The sequence below is a fragment of the Enterobacter sp. AC1 genome (assembly GCF_050434705.1).
Taxonomy (GTDB): Bacteria; Pseudomonadota; Gammaproteobacteria; order Enterobacterales; family Enterobacteriaceae; genus Enterobacter; species Enterobacter cloacae_L.
The window spans coordinates 193398-210357 of sequence record NZ_JBNDIZ010000001.1 but is presented as its reverse complement, the minus strand read 5'-3'; the positions used below and the strand labels follow the sequence as shown (position 1 = coordinate 210357).

Here is a 16960-nt window from a genome sequence, read left to right as displayed (position 1 = left end):
CTGATTTGCAGCGAAGGTAACGCCCTGAAAGGGAGGGAGAATTGATAACGATCAAGACGACGAGGGACTTTCTGGCGAGGGGTTATACCAAATACCACCAAAGCGGTATCTTCATAAATTAATTATCATAATGAAATATATAGATATTTTTATTTTATCGTACAAAAGGCAGGGTAAAATTTAACATCTTAGGTATTAAGGGGTAGAGCGCCCTGAAAAGCGATGGCCATCACGGTGTTACCCGCAGGCTTCCGCTGCAGGCCTGTCAGTATGTTGTAACTATTGTTACCCAAAAAAACGCGGCCCGAAGGCCGCGTAAACGGATAATCATACTTACTTATTTTTCTTGTTATTCCGGCCATATACCAGCCACGTGATCACGACGCAGGCGATATAGAAGACGAGGAAAACTTTCATTGCACCCGCCGGAGAGCCGGTCAGGTCCAGAGAGATACCGAACGCTTTCGGGATAAAGAAGCCGCCAATCGCACCAATGGCAGAGATAAAGCCCAGCGCTGCCGCCGTATCGGTCGCCGCTTCACGCATTGCCTGCTCTTCGCTTCCACCCTGCGCTTTCACGCGGTCCATGGTCAGCTTGCGGAAGATCACGGAGATCATCTGGAAGGTAGACGCACTTCCCAGCCCGGCCGTCAGGAACAGCACCATAAACACGCCGAAGAAGGCGATGAAGTTACCGCCCTGTCCGTCGACGGGCAGCGTCAGGAACAGCAGCGCACAGAAGACCGCCATCAGAACGAAGTTAACCAGCGTTACGCGGGTGCCGCCCAGGCGGTCAGACACCATGCCGCCCAGCGAACGCGCCAGGGCACCAATAAACGGTCCGAAGAAGGCAAACTGCAGGATCTGAACGTCCGGGAACTGGGTTTTCGACAGCATCGCGAAGCCCGCAGAGAAGCCGATAAATGAACCGAAGGTTGCCAGATACAGCAGCGCCATCACCCACAGGTGTCCACGCTTCAGTACCGGCAGCTGCTCGCTCAGCGACGCCTTCGACGCGGACAGGTCATTCATAAAGAACCAGGAAGCGAGGGTGAAGATCACCAGGAACGGCACCCAAATCCACGCTGCGTTTTGCAGGTACAGGTAAGAACCATTCGCCTGCTCGACGCCACCGCCGCCAAAGGCCGCAAAAATGGAGACCGAGATCGCCAGCGGGGCAATGAGCTGCATCACGCTGACGCCCATATTCCCCAGACCGCCGTTAATGCCCAGCGCGCCGCCCTGCTTCGCTTTCGGGAAGAAGAAGCTGATGTTCGCCATGCTGGAGGCGAAGTTCGCGCCCGCAAAACCGCACAGCAGGGAGATAATCACGAACACGCTGAACGGCGTGGAGGTATCCTGCACCGCGAAGCCGAGCCACACGCACGGGACGATCATGATGCCCGTACTGAACGCCGTCCAGCGACGGCCGCCAAAGACCGGCACCATAAACGCGTAAGGTACACGCAGCAGCGCGCCTGACAGCGACGGAAGCGCGGTCAGCATAAACAGCTGATCGGTCGTAAACGTAAACCCAACTTTTGGCAGGTTAACCGCCACTGCACTAAACAACATCCATACGCAAAACGCTAATAGCAAACACGGAACGGAAATCCAAAGATTCCGGCTTGCTACACGATGGCCGCGCTGTTGCCAGAACGCCGGATCCTCTGGACGCCAGTCTGTAATAACGGCACCATTTTCCCTTTCGGGAGCGGATGAGTGACTCATAGACACCTCTGATTCTCGAATGATGCTGCAAACATTAGGGTTTTAGGGCGGCGGTAAGTTGATATAAATCAAAGGAAAAGTGGGAGGATTTGCGGTGCAAAAAAAGGTGTTATCCTTAGTGAGTAGGTTAATTCGCTAAAAAAGACGTGGTTTTTCACGGTACTGACGTTTCCTTGCTACCCCCACCACCTTCCCCCTACTCCGTTGGCAATTTGGGGGTAATCCTTTATTGGTATGGGTATACTCCAGGGTATGCACCAGAATAGCGCCATTCCTGCAAGCAGGCCACGTCAGGAGCACGCCCACGCTATGTTAAAAAGATGTTTATCACCGCTGACGCTCGTGAATCAGGTCGCTCTGATCGTTTTGCTGTCCACCGCCATCGGCGTGACCGGCATGGCGATCTCCGGCTGGCTGGTTCAGGGGGTACAGGGTAATGCGCATGCCATTAATGAGGCAGGCTCGCTACGCATGCAGAGTTATCGTCTGCTGGCGTCGGTTCCCCTGACGCAGGACGACAGGCCCCTGCTCGATGAAATGGAGCGCACGGCGTTCAGCCCCGAGCTGGAAAATGCCGCCATTCGTGCCGGTCAACAATCCCAGCTCAAAGCCCTTCAGGGATACTGGCACACCCAGCTGCAGCCGGGCCTGAAACAGGCGCGCAGTACCGCGGTCGTTGCGCAGGACGTGGCGGGGTTCGTCTCACGCATTGATGCGCTGGTCTCCGCTTTCGACCAAACAACCGAACTGCGCATCGACAGGGTGGTGATGGTACACCGCGCGATGGCGCTGTTTATGGGTCTGCTGCTGATCTTCACCATCGTCTGGCTCCGCGCGCGGCTCCTGAATCCCTGGAAACAGCTGCTGGCGATGGCCCGCGCGGTCACCGCACGCGATTTTACGCAGCGCACGCACATCAGCGGGCGCAACGAGATGGCCATGCTCGGCCAGGCGCTGAATACCATGTCGGCTGAGCTCTCCGAGAGCTACGCGGTGCTGGAGCAGCGCGTTCAGGAAAAAACGGCGGGGCTTGAGCAGAAAAACGAGATCCTCTCCTTCCTGTGGCAGGCCAACCGTCGTCTGCACATGCAGGTGCCGCTGTGCGAACGCCTCTCGCCGGTGCTGAACGGCCTGCAAAATCTGACCCTGCTTCACGACCTGGAGCTGCGGGTCTACGATGTTGAAGACGAAGATAACCATCAGGAGTTTACCTGTCAGTCCGATATGTCCTGCGATGACAAAGGCTGCCATCTTTGCCCTCGCGGCCTGCCGCCGCTCACCTCCAGCGGCACCACCCTGAAGTGGCGGCTGACGGACAGCCACACCCAGTACGGTATTCTGCTGGCAACCCTGCCGGCGGGGCGTCACCTGAGCCACGACCAGCAGCAGCTGGTCGATACGCTGGTCGAACAGCTAACGGCCACGCTGGCGCTCGACAGGCATCAGGAAAAGCAGCAGCAGCTGATCGTCATGGAAGAGCGCGCGACCATCGCCCGCGAGCTCCACGACTCTATCGCCCAGTCGCTCTCCTGTATGAAAATGCAGGTGAGCTGCCTGCAGATGCAGGATGCGGAGATGCCGGAAAGCAATAAGCAGCTGCTCAGCCAGATCCGCAACGAGCTGAACACCTCCTGGATACAGCTTCGCGAGCTGCTGACCACCTTCCGTCTCCAGCTGACCGAGCCGGGCCTGCGCCCGGCGCTGGAGTCCAGCTGTCACGAATTTAGTGCCCGGCTGGGGTTCCCGGTGAAGCTGGACTACCAGCTGCCGCCGCGGTTTGTCCCCTCCCATCAGGCCATACATTTACTTCAGATCGCCCGTGAAGCGCTGAGCAACGTGCTCAAGCATGCCGACGCGACGGCGGTAACGGTCACCGTCAGCCAGCACAACAATCAGGTGAAGCTGACGGTTCACGACAACGGCCGCGGCGTGCCGGAAAATGCCGAACGAACGAACCACTACGGTTTAATTATTATGCGAGACCGCGCCCAAAGCCTGCGCGGTGATTGCCAGGTTCGCCGGAGAGAGACGGGTGGCACGGAAGTTGTCGTCACCTTTATTCCCGAGAAACCGCTCATAACTGCTCAAGGAGAAACCCATGACTAATCAGGAACCGGCATCCATCCTGTTGATCGACGACCATCCGATGCTGCGTACTGGCGTAAAACAGCTGGTCAGCATGGCGCCCGATATCACCGTGGTGGGCGAAGCCAGCAACGGCGAACAGGGCATTGAGCTTGCCGAATCCCTCGATCCCGATCTGATCCTGCTCGATCTGAATATGCCGGGCATGAACGGTCTGGAAACCCTCGACAAGCTGCGGGAGAAATCGCTTTCCGGCCGCATCGTCGTCTTTAGCGTGTCGAACCATGAAGAGGATGTAGTCACGGCGCTGAAGCGCGGGGCGGATGGATATCTGCTGAAGGATATGGAGCCGGAAGATCTGCTTAAGGCGCTGCAGCAGGCTGCGGCGGGCGAGATGGTGCTCAGCGAGGCCTTAACGCCGGTCCTGGCCGCCAGCCTGCGGGCAAACCGCGCCACCTCCGACCGTGACGTCAGCCAGCTAACGCCGCGCGAGCGCGACATTCTCAAGCTCATTGCCCAGGGCCTGCCGAACAAAATGATCGCCCGCCGCCTGGATATCACCGAAAGCACGGTCAAAGTGCATGTAAAACATATGCTGAAGAAAATGAAATTAAAATCCCGCGTTGAGGCCGCCGTGTGGGTCCATCAGGAACGCATTTTCTAGGGACTACTCCTCCGGCAGCAGCTTCCAGCGCGGGTCGTTGTCAGGTAATGCGACCAGCGGCTGTACCACGGTCAGCACGATCTCATTGGACGAGACGCGCTGGCCTTTCTCATCTTCCACTACCGCCGACAGGTGCCAGCGGTTTGTCGCCCCTTCGCTACCATCCCAGGCAGGCATAATCACGCTCCAGCCGTCGCTGCTGCTGCTTTTGGCCGGCGACGTCAGGCTCAACGCCTGGGTATCACCCTGCCAGTGGATCTGGCGAATGCCGTGCGTGCTGCGAACCTGCAGCTTCAGCATGACCGTCTCGCCCCCTTTCAGATCCCACGGCGGCGTTGCCAGCCAGACGGACAGCGTTTTGCGCTGACGGAACTCCATCACCGGCAGACTACTGCGCTCCGGCGAATCATAGCGGCTGCCGCGCAGGGAACGCGTGGCGGCGACTTCACTGGCCGAAAGTTGCTTGGACAGCGGCACGCCAAAGCGGTAGTTGAGCTTCAGCCCGAGGTTATTCTGGCTCTCGCCGCTCTCGCCCTGCTTGTGCGCGGCGGTCAGCGTGACCAGCGGAACGGGGGTATAGTTGAGCCCCAGGTTGACGGCCACCGGGTTGTGATAGCCGGTTCCGCTGTTGAACAAGTCGACGTTATCGCCAAAGTATTGTTCGAAGCTGACGCTGGTATTCAGGTGATGGAACCACGGCAGCCAGGCGTTGGCCGTCACGTCGTACCCGCGCGCAATGCGCTGCTCCTGAACGTCGGAGCGCTCGCGCCAGCCGGCAAAGGGCTGATAATAGTTCGCTGACAGCCGCAGATTTTCCCCCCACGCCTCAGCGCCCAGCCCGGCACGCTGTAGATTTTCGTCCAGCAGGTTATCGTAAAAGGTGTTATAGCCCAGCAGCCATTTCCCGGCGACCCAGCGCTGCCCTATTCCGGCATTGCTGACCAGGCCATCCGTCTGCTGCGTCAGGCCAAGCTGGCTCCAGCTCAGGTAGCGGTTAGTATCATTCCAGGGGATAAACCAGCTCCCGCTGCTGCCGTTAAATTTACCGTCGTTATCCACCAGTAAATTGACGCTGGCGTTCCCCCAGGGCGAAAGCCAGGACTCTATCTGCTGGTTCACTTCGCCGCTCACCGCGTCTCGTACCTGACCAAACGCGAACTGCCGCGCCTGCTCGCCGGTGGTGAGGCCGTTGTCGGTCATGCTGGCTTCACCAAACGCTTTGGCCATTTCGGCCAGGTGCTTCTCCCCCTCGCCCGTTGGCGCCGCCATGCCGAGGTCGGGCAAACTATCCCCATTATTATCAAAGGGATTCTGCGCCTGATGCATAAAGGAATTCGGCGCACCGTGAACGGCTCCGGCCGTAAAAAGGGAGAGTAAAAACAGCAAATGAATGCGGGACGATACAGCCATCAACGTCGTAAATAAGAACCTGTGTTCATAAGGCAATTCTTTTTATGTTAACGCGATAAGCAGTGAAATGCAGGCTTAACGGAAAATCCAGGATTATCCTGAACATTATTGTCGGGCGGCGGCTGCGCCTTACCCGACCTACGGGGCGGCACGAATTTGTAGGTCAGGAAAGGCGCAGCCGCCATCTGACACCCTTACACCGCTATCCAAACAGCCCTTTCAGCTCCGGCACGCAGGAGCCACAGTTCGTACCACAGCGCAGCGTCTTCCCCAGCGCGGTGACGGAATCACACCCTCCGGCAATCGCCTCTCGTATCGCGTTTTCCCCGACGCTGAAACAGCTACAGACAATGCGCCCCGGGTCCGCCGCCTTGCCGGTGCCCTGCCCGTTCAGCAGCGCATGGCGCGCAGCAGGCGTTGAGAGTGGCGACTGAAAAGCGGCTTCTATTACCGCATGCGCCAGCGCCGGTAGCGCGGCGCCCTCCCAGAAACCCAGCATCAGCTGGCCTTCATGCCAGGCCAGCACGCTGCTGCGCTCACCGGTCTGAGCAATCTGCAGCTGCCAGCCCCGGCCGCTGGCGTAATCCATTATCCACGACAGCAGCGGTTTATCGCCCGCCACCGTCAGGCGTGACGCTTTGCGCCACCAGTAAACCGAAGCGGGCATTTCCAGCCGTTCGCGGGCGTAGAGTTCTCCCTGCCAGGCGGGCCGCCAGGGCATGATTCTGACGGCGGTTTGTTTACTCTCCGGCTGGCCCGAAACCGGATCGCAGCGCCCTTCCACGAGCGCATTCACCTTTCCCTGGCGGGCAAACCCGGCGTTCCAGTGCATCGGGGCAAAAACCTCCCCTTCGCGCTGTCCGCCGCTGACGCGGACTCTGACCATCATGACGCCGCGCGGCGAGCTGATGCGCGCCAGCTGGCCGTCGCACAGGGAAAACCGATCGGCGTCGGCGGGGCAAACCTCAACAAACGGTTCGGCGATATGCTGCATCAGTCTGGCCACGTATCCCGTCCGGGTCATGGTGTGCCACTGATCGCGGATGCGCCCGGAGTTGAGGATCAGCGGATATAATGCGTTGACCGTCGCGCCGTGCGACTGAGGGGTAACGGGGACGATGTTTCGACGCGGAAACTCCCCCGTCGGCCACTGATAAGGCTCAAGCCGCTGCCACTCCTCACGGGTCAGCGCAGCCAGGCCATGAAGGTTTAGCGCCCGCGCGCCGTCATTTTCAAAGGCCGTCAGCGCCGCATGCTCGCAAAAAATCTCGTGCGGATGTTGCCAGGCAAACGCGTCGCCGTAGCCCAGCTGCTTTGCCACCTGCGCGACGATCCACCAGTCTGGCTTTGCCTCGCCCGGCGCGGGCAGAAACGCGCGCTGGCGCGAAATGCGCCGTTCCGAGTTAGTGACCGTGCCGTCCTTTTCTCCCCAGCCCAGCGCCGGAAGGCGAATATGGGCAAACCGACCGGTGTCGGTATCGTTCATCACCTCAGAGACAATCACCAGCGGGCAGCCTGCCAGCGCCTGACACACCGCGTGGCTGTCCGGCAGCGAGACGGCAGGGTTGGTGCCCATGATCCACACCGCCTTCACCTCGCCGCGGGCAATGGCGTCAAACAGCTCCACCGCCATCAGTCCAGGGGTTTGCGCAAGCCGTTCCGTTCCCCAGAAACGCGCCACCCGCGAGAGATCCTCAGGCTCAAAGCTCATGTGCGCCGCCAGCTGATTTGCCAGCCCGCCCACTTCCCTTCCGCCCATCGCGTTAGGCTGTCCGGTCAGCGAAAACGGGCCGCAGCCCGGACGGTTAAATTTCCCGCTGGCAAGGTGAACGTTAATGATGGCGCTGCATTTGTCGCTGCCGCTGGAGGACTGGTTAATCCCCATGGTATAGAGCGTGACGGCCCGGGGCGCCGTCATAAACCAGTCGTAAAACGTGCCAATATCCTGCGGCGAGAGGCCGCAAAACGCCGCCACGCGGGATATCGGCCACGCGTCCGCTCCCTGAATCACGTTAAGCAGACCGACAAACAGCCCGGCGTCGCTGCCGGGCGCGAGCGCCAGATGCAGGTCGGCAATGTCACAGGTGGCGGTTCTGCGCGGGTCGATGACCACCACCTTCATTTCCGGGTTGTTGTGCTTTGCCTGCACCAGCCGCTGATACAGCACCGGATGCGTCCAGGCCGCGTTTGAGCCAGCCAGCACCACCAGATCACTGCTTTCCACATCCTCGTAGCTGCACGGCACGACGTCTTCACCGAAGGCGCGTTTATAGCCGACAACCGCCGACGACATGCACAGCCGGGAGTTAGTATCAATGTTCGCCGCGCCGATAAACCCTTTCATCAGCTTATTGGCGGCGTAGTAGTCCTCGGTAAGCAACTGCCCGGACGCGTAAAACGCCACCGCCTGCGGCCCATAAGCGTCGATGATGTCCCGCAGCCGTTCGCCTGCCGCCCCCAGCGCCTGCACCCAGCCTACCTCAACGCCGTCAACCACCGGGTGCAGCAATCGTCCCTGCAGGCCCGTCGTTTCCCCCAGGGCTGCCCCTTTCACGCACAGCCGTCCCGCATTCGCGGGATGGGCTTCATCCCCCCGAACGGTGACCGTTTCGCCTTCCACGCGCGCGACCACGCCGCAGCCCACCCCGCAGTAGGGGCACGTTGTCCGGGTTTCCGTCATGAGGCCTCCGCACGCATCACCAGGGCGTCGTTTCCGACCCACACCTTGCCGTCTTCAATTTTGACCGGCCAGGCGCGCACCGCGGGTTTGCCGCTCTCCACCTGACAGCCGTCGCGCAGGCGAATGCGCTGTTTATACAGCGGAGAGATCACCACCGGCTCCCCCGCCGCATCGCCAAGAATGCCGCGGGAAAGCACGTTCGCGCTGCTGCCCGGCTCCCGATCGTCGAGGGCGTAAACGAACTCGCCAAAGCGGAACAGCGCAATCGGCTTACGCCCAAGCCGCGCGCCAATGCCCGCCTGCTCCGGAATGTCGTCGATGCCGCAAATTTCCTGCCAGCGCGCGTTGCGATCCACTGCGGCGTCATTCACAGCGGTGCGGAACAACGCCAGACGGTTCGGATCGTTAAGCGTGGTCTGCCATTCGCACTGGTAGGTTTCCACCACCCGGGCCATCTCCTGCTCCAGCTCGTGGGCGATGCCCAGGCTGTCGTTAAGGATCACCTCCCGCAGATAGTCGAGACCGCCTTCCAGATTATCCATCCAGGTACTGGTGCGCTGCAGGCGATCTGCCGTGCGGATGTAGAACATCAGGAAACGGTCTACGGTGCGGATCAGCGTTTCGTCGTCCAGATCGCTGGCGAAGAGATCCGCATGGCGCGGCTTCATGCCGCCGTTGCCGCACAGATAGAGGTTCCAGCCTTTGTCCGTGGCGATGACCCCAACGTCTTTACTCTGCGCCTCGGCGCATTCGCGGGTACAGCCCGAGACGGCCATTTTGATTTTGTGCGGGGCGCGCAGGCCCTTGTAGCGGTGCTCCAGCCTGACCGCGAGGCCGGTGGAGTCCTGCACCCCGTAGCGACACCACGTCGACCCTACGCAGGATTTCACCGTGCGCAGGGATTTCCCGTAGGCATGCCCGGTTTCAAACCCGGCCTCCACCAGCGCCTGCCAGATCTCCGGCAATTGCTCAAGGGTGGCACCGAAGAGGTCGATACGCTGGCCGCCGGTGATTTTGCTGTAAAGGCTGTAGCGTTTCGCAATCTGGCCGATGGCAATCAGCCCGTCGGCGGTCACTTCCCCTGCGGGCATGCGCGGCACGATGGAGTAGGTGCCGTCCTTCTGGATATTGGCAAAATAGCGGTCGTTGGTATCCTGCAGCGGCAGGTGTGACGGTTTCAGCAGGTATTCATTCCAGCACGAGGCCAGCACCGAGCCCACCAGCGGCTTGCAGATCTCACATCCGTGCCCCTGCCCGTAGCGGCTAATCAGCTGGTCGAAGGTGCGGATATGGTTAACGCGCACCAGGTGGTAAATCTCCTGGCGCGAGTACGGGAAGTGCTCGCAGATATCCTTTTTCACCTCCACGCCCTGCGCGGCAAGTTGGAACTCCATCACCTGCTTCACCAGCGCGCTACAGCCCCCGCAGCCGGTGGCTGCTTTCGTACACTGTTTAATGGCCCCCATCTCCGTCGCACCGCCGCTCACCGCCCGGCAGATATCGCCTTTGCTAACATTATGACAGGAGCAGATCTGCGCGCTTTCCGGCAGCGCCGCCACGCCGAGCGCTTTTGGCGCGCTGCCGGACGACGCGGGTAAAATCAGCGTCTCCGGCTCTTTTGGCAGAGCTATCCCGTTGAGCATCATCTGCACCAGGGTGGCGTATTCGCTGGCATCGCCCACCAGCACGCCACCAAGCAGCGTTTTTCCGTCGTGGCTCACCACCATTTTCTTGTAGATTTGCTGCGGACCGTGCGTCCACTGATAGCTCAGCGCCCCCGGCGTGCGCCCGTGCGCGTCGCCAAACGAGGCCACGTCCACGCCCAGCAGCTTGAGTTTGGTGCTCATATCCGCGCCGGTAAAGGTTTTATCCTCACCCGCCAGCGCGGCGGCGGCCACCCGCGCCATCTGATAGCCGGGCGCGACCAGTCCGAAGATTTTCCCCTCCCACAGCGCGCATTCGCCGATGGCAAGCACGTCCGGATCGGAGGTACGACAGCCGTCGTCAATGCAGACCCCACCGCGCTCGCCGATAGCCAGCCCGCTGCTGCGCGCCAGCGCGTCCTGGGGGCGAATGCCCGCAGAAAAGACCACCATGTCCGTTTCCAGCTGTTCGCCGTCGGCGAAGCGCAGCACCAGCCCGCCATCCGCAGAGGCGATCTCCGTCGTCGCTTTACGGGTGTGAACGCCGACGCCCAGCGCCTCGATTTTTTTGCGCAGCATCGCTGCGCCGTCGCCGTCGAGCTGGACCGCCATCAGATTGGGGGCAAACTCCACCACGTGGGTTTCCAGGCCCAGCTGTTTCAGGGCGTTAGCCGCTTCCAGCCCGAGCAACCCACCGCCAATCACCACGCCGCGGCGGGAGCCTGCCGCATGGGCCGCAATCGCGTCCAGATCGTCAAGGGTGCGGTAGACAAAGCAGCCCGGCAGATCGTTGCCCGGTACGGGTGGGACGAACGGGTATGAGCCGGTCGCCAGCACCAGTTTGTCCCATTGGGTTTCATGCCCGCTGGCGCTGCGCACCACACGCGCGTCGCGATCGATAGCGACGATCTGCTGCGACAGGCGCAGCTCAATGCCGTTGTCGGCAAAGAAATCGCCCTCCACCAGCGAGAGCGACTCCGCGCTGCGGCCGCTAAAATACTCGGAGAGATGCACGCGGTCGTAGGCGGCATAGCGCTCCTCGCCAAAGACGACTATCTGATACTGCTGATGCAAATTGCGGCTGACGCAATCTTCGAGGAAATGATGGCCGACCATACCGTGCCCAACCACCACCAGAGTAGGTTTTGTCATAGCGTTCTGTCCTGCAACCTGCGGTTGCGTAGTGAAACGATCGAACAGCCAGTCCGCGTGGGCGGGCGCAGCCGTTGCCAGTAAATCGGTAAATGTCGCCGCGCTGTGGCAGTCGCCCATCAGCAGCACGCCAGCCAGCGCGCCGCGATGAATCAATAAACGTCGGTAGTGGCGGGTCAGCGGATCCCATGCGCTCCAGACCACGTCGTCCGCCTGCTCCGCGACGCGACCGGCGGTGAACAGTTCGATTCCCGTCACCTTGAGCCGCATCCCGCTGTCCGCTGGGGCAAAAGATGCTCCACCTGCACCGGCCAGCCGGGCGGCGAGGATATCCGCCTGCGCCAGACAGGGCGCAACCAGGCCAAAGGTCTGGCCGTCGATCTCGCAGCATTCACCAATAGCGCTGACGTTCGCCGCGGAGGTCTGCATCTGCGCGTTAACCACAATGCCGCGGGCGCAGCGGACGCCGCTGGCTTTTGCCAGTGAGATGTTGGGCAGTACCCCCGTTGTCAACACCACCCGTGCGGCGCTCATTCGCTTACCGTCAGATAACGTCACCGAATCCGCCGCGATGGACGCAATCCCGGACGACAGCGCGCAGCGCACCCCGCGCTCCGCCAGCGCCTCCTCGAGCAGGAAGCCAGCCTTCCGATCCAGCTGTTGTTCCATCAGCCACGCCCCGCGATGCACCAGCGTGACGTTGTCACAACTGCTTGCAAGCGCCGCCGCAGCCTCAACGCCGAGCACGCCGCCGCCCAGCACCACCGCCGGGCCGGAGAGGGTCTGAATCGCGTCGATATCCGCCAGCCGACGAAAGGTAAACACATGAGACGCGTCGCCGCCGGGGATGGGGGGCACAAACGGCGTGGAACCGGTGGCAAACACCAGCTCATCCCAGGCCAGCGTGGTGTGTGCAGTACGGACCTGTCGCTTCGCCACATCTACCGCTAGCACCTTTTCTCCCCTTCGCACCGTCACCCCCCGGGCCTCATACCAGGCGTCATCCTGCAGGCGGATCTGCTCCGCCTGTTTTTCCCCGGCCAGCACCGGAGAGAGCAGGATGCGGTTGTATGCGTGTTCAGGCTCGTCGCCCAGCACGGTAATCGCGAAGCGACCGGGAGCACGCTCCGTCAACGAGGCAATCAGCCGCGCTGCTGCCATCCCATTGCCGATAACGATCAGTCGCGTCATGGCTGCCTCGTTACGCCGCTTTGGGCTGTTTTTCATAGAGGAAATGCAGGATCTGCTGACGCAGATGGTGATAGCGGCTGTCGTCCGCCAGCTGCACCCGGTTACGCGGGCGCGGCAGGTCAACGTTCAGGATCTCCCCGACGGTCGCCGCCGGGCCGTTGGTCATCATCAGCACGCGATCGGAGAGCAGCACCGCCTCGTCCACGTCGTGGGTGATAAGCACAATGGTGGTGTTGAGCGCCTGCTGGATCTGCATCACCGAGTCCTGCAGATGGGCGCGGGTCAGCGCGTCCAGCGCGCCGAACGGCTCGTCCATCAGCAGCACTTTCGGCTTCATCGCCAGCGCGCGGGCAATCCCGACCCGCTGTTTCATGCCGCCGGAGATCTCCCCCGGGCGCTTAAGCATGGCGTGCCCCATCTGCACGCGATCGAGATTGTGTTCAATCCACTCCCGGCGTTCCGCCTTGCTCATGGTGTGGCGAAACACGTGATTCACCGCCAGGGCAACGTTGTCGAAGCAGGTAAGCCACGGCAGCAGCGAATGGTTCTGAAAGACCACGGCACGCTCCGGCCCTGGCCCAGCAATTTCACGGTTGTCGCAAATCAGCCCGCCTTCCGTCGGCAGGGTAATGCCGGCGATAAGGTTCAGCAGCGTCGATTTGCCGCAGCCGGAGTGGCCAATCAGGCTCACGGTTTCGCCTTCGTGAATATCAAAAGAGACGTTCTGCAGCGCCAGAAACTCGCCGCTGGCGGTGGAAAAACGCTGGCTCACGGCCTGGACCTGAATTATCGGTTTCATCTTCGCTCCTTATTTTTCCTGCCAGCTAAAGCTGCGGGCGATAAGCATCAGCCCCTGCTCCAGCAGTAACCCGACCACGCCAATGATGACGATGGCGATGAGAATGTTTTCGACGTTAAGGTTGTTCCACTCGTTCCAGATCCAGAAGCCAATCCCTAAGCCTCCGGTCAGCATCTCGGCGGCGACAATCACCAGCCAGGCAATGCCGATGGACAGGCGCACCCCGGTCAGCACCGCCGGCAGCACCGCGGGAAAGAGAATGCGGCGCATGATGGTCCACTCGGAGAGCTGCAGCACGCGGGCGACGTTGAGGTAGTCCTGCGGGATGCGGCGCACCCCTTCGGCGGTGTTGATCACCATCGGCCAGATTGAGCAGATAAAAATGGTCCAGCTGGAGGCCGGTTCCGCTTTCTGGAACAGCAGCAGGCCGATAGGCAGCCAGGCCAGCGGGCTGACCGGGCGCAACAGCGCGATGAGCGGGCTGAACATGCGCGAGAAAAAGGTGAAGCGGCCAATCAGGAAGCCTAGCGGGATCCCGGCGAGCGCGGCCAGACCAAAACCCACCGCCACGCGCTGCAGCGAGGCGAGCACGTTCCAGCCGATGCCCATGTCGTTGGGTCCGTCACGGTAAAACGGATCGGCGAACAGCGTGAGTGCCGAATCCAGGGTGCTGAGCGGCGTCGGGAATCCTTTGCTGTTGATCGCGGCCAGCTGCCAGAGCACCACCAGCAGCCCCAGCCCCAGAAACGCCGGGATGATGCGCTGAAGGATGCCGTTAATCCGGCGCGCGAACGTCGGCGTACGGCGGCGAATCTGCACCGGAGGCAGAATAATCACCTCCCCACTCTCCGGCGTCTCGTGTGATGTCGTCTTTTGCAGTTGCTGCATAATCAGGCCCCTTTACGATGAATGGCGAAACGGTTGGCGTATTCTTCCGGGTCGGTACCGTTCCAGACGGTGCCGTCCATCAGTGTGCTGCTGCGCAGCGGTGACGCCGGTGAGGTAATGCTTCCTACCGCCGCGGCGGCATCCTGCCAGACCGCGGTCTGGTTAATGCGCTGTGCAATGCCCGCATAGTCCGGAGCGGATTTAAGCAAACCCCAGCGGCGGAACTGGGTTAAGAACCACATGCCGTCGGAAAGATACGGATAGCTGACGGCCCCTTCGTTAAAGAAGCGGATCGGGTGGGCGTCCTGCCAGCGCGTGCCCAGGCCGTTGTCGTACTCGCCCAGCATCCGCCCGGTGAGGTACTGCTCTTTGGTATTCAGCCACGCCCGGCGGGAGAGAATCTGCGCGGTCTCGCGTTTGTTTTCCGGGGAAGCATCAATCCAGCGCGCCGCCTCCAGCACCGCGCTGACCAGCGCCCGCGCGGTGTGCGGGTTTTTCTCCACCCACTCGCGACGCGTGCCGAGGATTTTTTCCGGATGGTCGGCCCAGATGGACTGCGACGTGGCGGCGGTAAAGCCGATGCGGTCGTTGATGGCGCGCGCGTTCCACGGCTCGCCGACGCAAAAGCCGACCATGTTGCCGATGCGCATGTTCATCACCATCTGCGGCGGCGGTACCACCACGGTGCGGACATCGTCGAACGGGTTAATGCCCGCACTGGCCAGCCAGTAGTAAAGCCACATGGCGTGTGTCCCCGTCGGGAAGGTGTGCGCGAAGGTGTAGGTGCCGGGCGCCTGCTGTCCAATCAGTTTTTTCAGGCCGTCGAGGTCGCGAACGCCCTTCTCCGCCAGATCGCCTGAGAGGGTAATCGCCTGGCCGTTCTGGTTAAGGGTCATCAGGTTCGCCATCTGCTGCGGCTTACCGGCAATACCCAGCTCCAGCCCGTACAGCAGACCGTAGAGAATGTGCGCGGCATCCAGCTCGCCCGCCACCAGCTTGTCGCGCACCGCCGCCCAGCTCGCCTCTTTGGTGGGCACGATGGTAATGCCATATTTTTTATCAAACCCTTTCAGCGCCGCGATAACCACCGGCGCGCAGTCGGTCAGCGGGATAAACCCGATGCGTACCGTTTCCTGCTCCGGTTTATCCGAGCCTGCCGCCCACGCGGCCTGCATGACACCCGGCAACAGCATTGCGCCACTCGCCAGCATGCTGGCCTGCAAAAACCGCCGTCTCGACAAATCCGCCATGACCACTCCCGAAAAAAAGCCAAAAAAAAGCGCCCGACGGTGCCGAAGCACCGCTGGACGCCTTTATCCCGAAGACGAATGCACCGCCGTTGGCGCATCGTCAAAAATGGTTAATCAGATAATGCAAAGTGAATGCCAGGTTTTAACACGCTGTTTTCGCGGCGCTAACGGCCATTTTCCCGCCTTCTCGCACCTCAATCAGGCACAAAATGCCCGCTAACCGTGCAGCTACTCCTTTGGGGTTACCTGCCAAAGAGTCTTCACCATCAGCAGCGCGCGGGCGATATCCACCATCCGCTGGTTCTTGTCCATCGCCATTTTGCGCAGCGCCGTCCACGCCTGTTCCTCACTCATATTCTGATGAGTCATCAGCGCGCTTTTCGCTTTATCAATGGTTTTGCGCTCTTCAAGCGTATCGCGCAAGGACGCAAGCTGACGCGACAGCTGCTCTATCTCACGCGCCTGCTGGCGCACCAGGGTGAGTAAGGGTTTTTCCGGATAGCGGACGGGCGGCTCGTCCTGCTCATCGGCAGGAGGCGCGTACGCCTCGTCACGGTAAATACGCTCGTCCACCGCGACTATCAGATCGGCGATGATCGTCTCCTCCAGCGCGCGTAGATGCTCAAGGCGCGCGGTTTGCAGGGCAAACCAGGCCAGCGCGGTATGGCCATCGTCTGCGGCAGGCTGGCGGGTGCAGGCCACGCGCCGCAGCTGCTCCGTTTCACGATCGGGCTGGCAGTTCAGGGAAAAGGTGGTCTGGACGTCGGCGGCGCTGTGCGAGAGAAAGATCTCAAAACAGGCCTGCTGTCCGTCGATGCGGTCAACCAGCCGCTGGCGGGTCACATCATCGAAAAAGCCCTGCGTGAAGCCAATCGCCCCCAGCGCCCGCTCCTGTCCCGCCAGCTCTTTTCCCTGCATCAGGCTATAAAGGGCAACAAAACGCCCGGCGATTTGCGGATCGTCAATGCTGTCATTGAGCTGCGGCACGATACTAAGCAGATGGCGAAGCATGCGGGAGTAGTGCTCCATCGCCTGCGGTGCGGTTACCGTTCGCTTAATCACACCGTCACGCAGCGCGGGGAGCATCTCCAGGCTTAGCAGCGCGCCGCCGATGCGTTCGCAGACGGAACTTCCCGGGATAGGAGACTGTGCTTCAAGCGTACCGTAAAGTGCAGCGAGGTTTTCATCCACCAGCGCCCGGCTGGCCTTGCATTCAGGGGCATAAAGCTTACCCTGTGAGCAGAGCCAGACGTTGGACGCCCCGCGCTCGCACTGTAACATGTGCGCCAGCTGGCTAATGCCATGCACAAGCACGCCCAGCTGTGCCAGCTTGCTGAGCTGCTCCCGGCGCATCACCTTTGCGCGCTGGAGCCATTCGGCAGCCCCTGGCGAAATGCCAGCCATTAATGTCATGCTTACTCTCCAGAACAGCGAAACTCGGGAAAGTTAAGCAATATTCGTGCCTTT

Annotated in this window: 10 protein-coding genes; 2 read left to right on the top strand and 8 right to left on the bottom strand. The window is 61.0% G+C overall.

The genetic code is table 11. From position 1 onward, the window contains the following. Positions 1–333: 333 nt before the first annotated feature. On the bottom strand, positions 334–1731 hold the full coding sequence (locus tag M2433_RS00975; RefSeq protein ID WP_429052280.1) for a NarK family nitrate/nitrite MFS transporter: 1398 nt from the start codon (positions 1729–1731) through the stop codon (positions 334–336). 309 nt (positions 1732–2040) lie between these two features. Between M2433_RS00975 and narX the strand changes: the two genes are divergently transcribed. Both narX and narL read left to right on the top strand, forming a co-directional pair. Continuing rightward, positions 2041–3837, top strand: a complete 1797-nt coding sequence (gene narX / locus M2433_RS00970; protein WP_429052278.1) for a nitrate/nitrite two-component system sensor histidine kinase NarX — start codon at positions 2041–2043, stop codon at positions 3835–3837. Then, positions 3830–4480 carry a two-component system response regulator NarL gene (narL, locus tag M2433_RS00965; protein WP_008499531.1) on the top strand — a complete coding sequence of 217 codons (651 nt, stop codon included), beginning with the start codon at positions 3830–3832 and terminating at the stop codon, positions 4478–4480. The genes narX and narL overlap by 8 nt, the downstream gene beginning before the upstream one ends. Positions 4481–4483: 3 nt before the next feature. On the opposite strand, the gene M2433_RS00960 is transcribed toward narL, so the two are convergent. The 7 genes from M2433_RS00960 to nasR form a co-directional block, all read right to left on the bottom strand. Next, positions 4484–5890 carry a YchO/YchP family invasin gene (locus M2433_RS00960; protein ID WP_429052276.1) on the bottom strand — a complete coding sequence of 469 codons (1407 nt, stop codon included), beginning with the start codon at positions 5888–5890 and terminating at the stop codon, positions 4484–4486. A 202-nt stretch (positions 5891–6092) separates the two neighbouring features. Further along, the gene (locus M2433_RS00955) at positions 6093–8570 is read right to left on the bottom strand and encodes a molybdopterin-dependent oxidoreductase (RefSeq protein WP_429052273.1); all 2478 of its coding nucleotides are present in this window, start codon (positions 8568–8570) and stop codon (positions 6093–6095) included. Beyond that, on the bottom strand, positions 8567–12556 hold the full coding sequence (gene nirB / locus M2433_RS00950; RefSeq protein WP_429052270.1) for a nitrite reductase large subunit NirB: 3990 nt from the start codon (positions 12554–12556) through the stop codon (positions 8567–8569). Before nirB ends, M2433_RS00955 begins: the two co-directional genes overlap by 4 nt. A 10-nt stretch (positions 12557–12566) precedes the next feature. Next, positions 12567–13355, bottom strand: coding sequence for an ABC transporter ATP-binding protein (locus M2433_RS00945; RefSeq protein ID WP_429052268.1), 789 nt, complete (start codon positions 13353–13355; stop codon positions 12567–12569). A 9-nt stretch (positions 13356–13364) separates the two neighbouring features. Beyond that, the gene (gene ntrB / locus M2433_RS00940; RefSeq protein WP_429052265.1) at positions 13365–14243 is read right to left on the bottom strand and encodes a nitrate ABC transporter permease; all 879 of its coding nucleotides are present in this window, start codon (positions 14241–14243) and stop codon (positions 13365–13367) included. Positions 14244–14245: 2 nt separating this feature from the next. Continuing rightward, positions 14246–15493 carry a CmpA/NrtA family ABC transporter substrate-binding protein gene (locus tag M2433_RS00935; protein ID WP_063956668.1) on the bottom strand — a complete coding sequence of 416 codons (1248 nt, stop codon included), beginning with the start codon at positions 15491–15493 and terminating at the stop codon, positions 14246–14248. A gap of 228 nt (positions 15494–15721) precedes the next feature. Beyond that, positions 15722–16906, bottom strand: a complete 1185-nt coding sequence (nasR, locus tag M2433_RS00930) for a nitrate regulatory protein NasR (protein ID WP_429052261.1) — start codon at positions 16904–16906, stop codon at positions 15722–15724. Between the last annotated feature and the right edge of the window lie 54 nt (positions 16907–16960).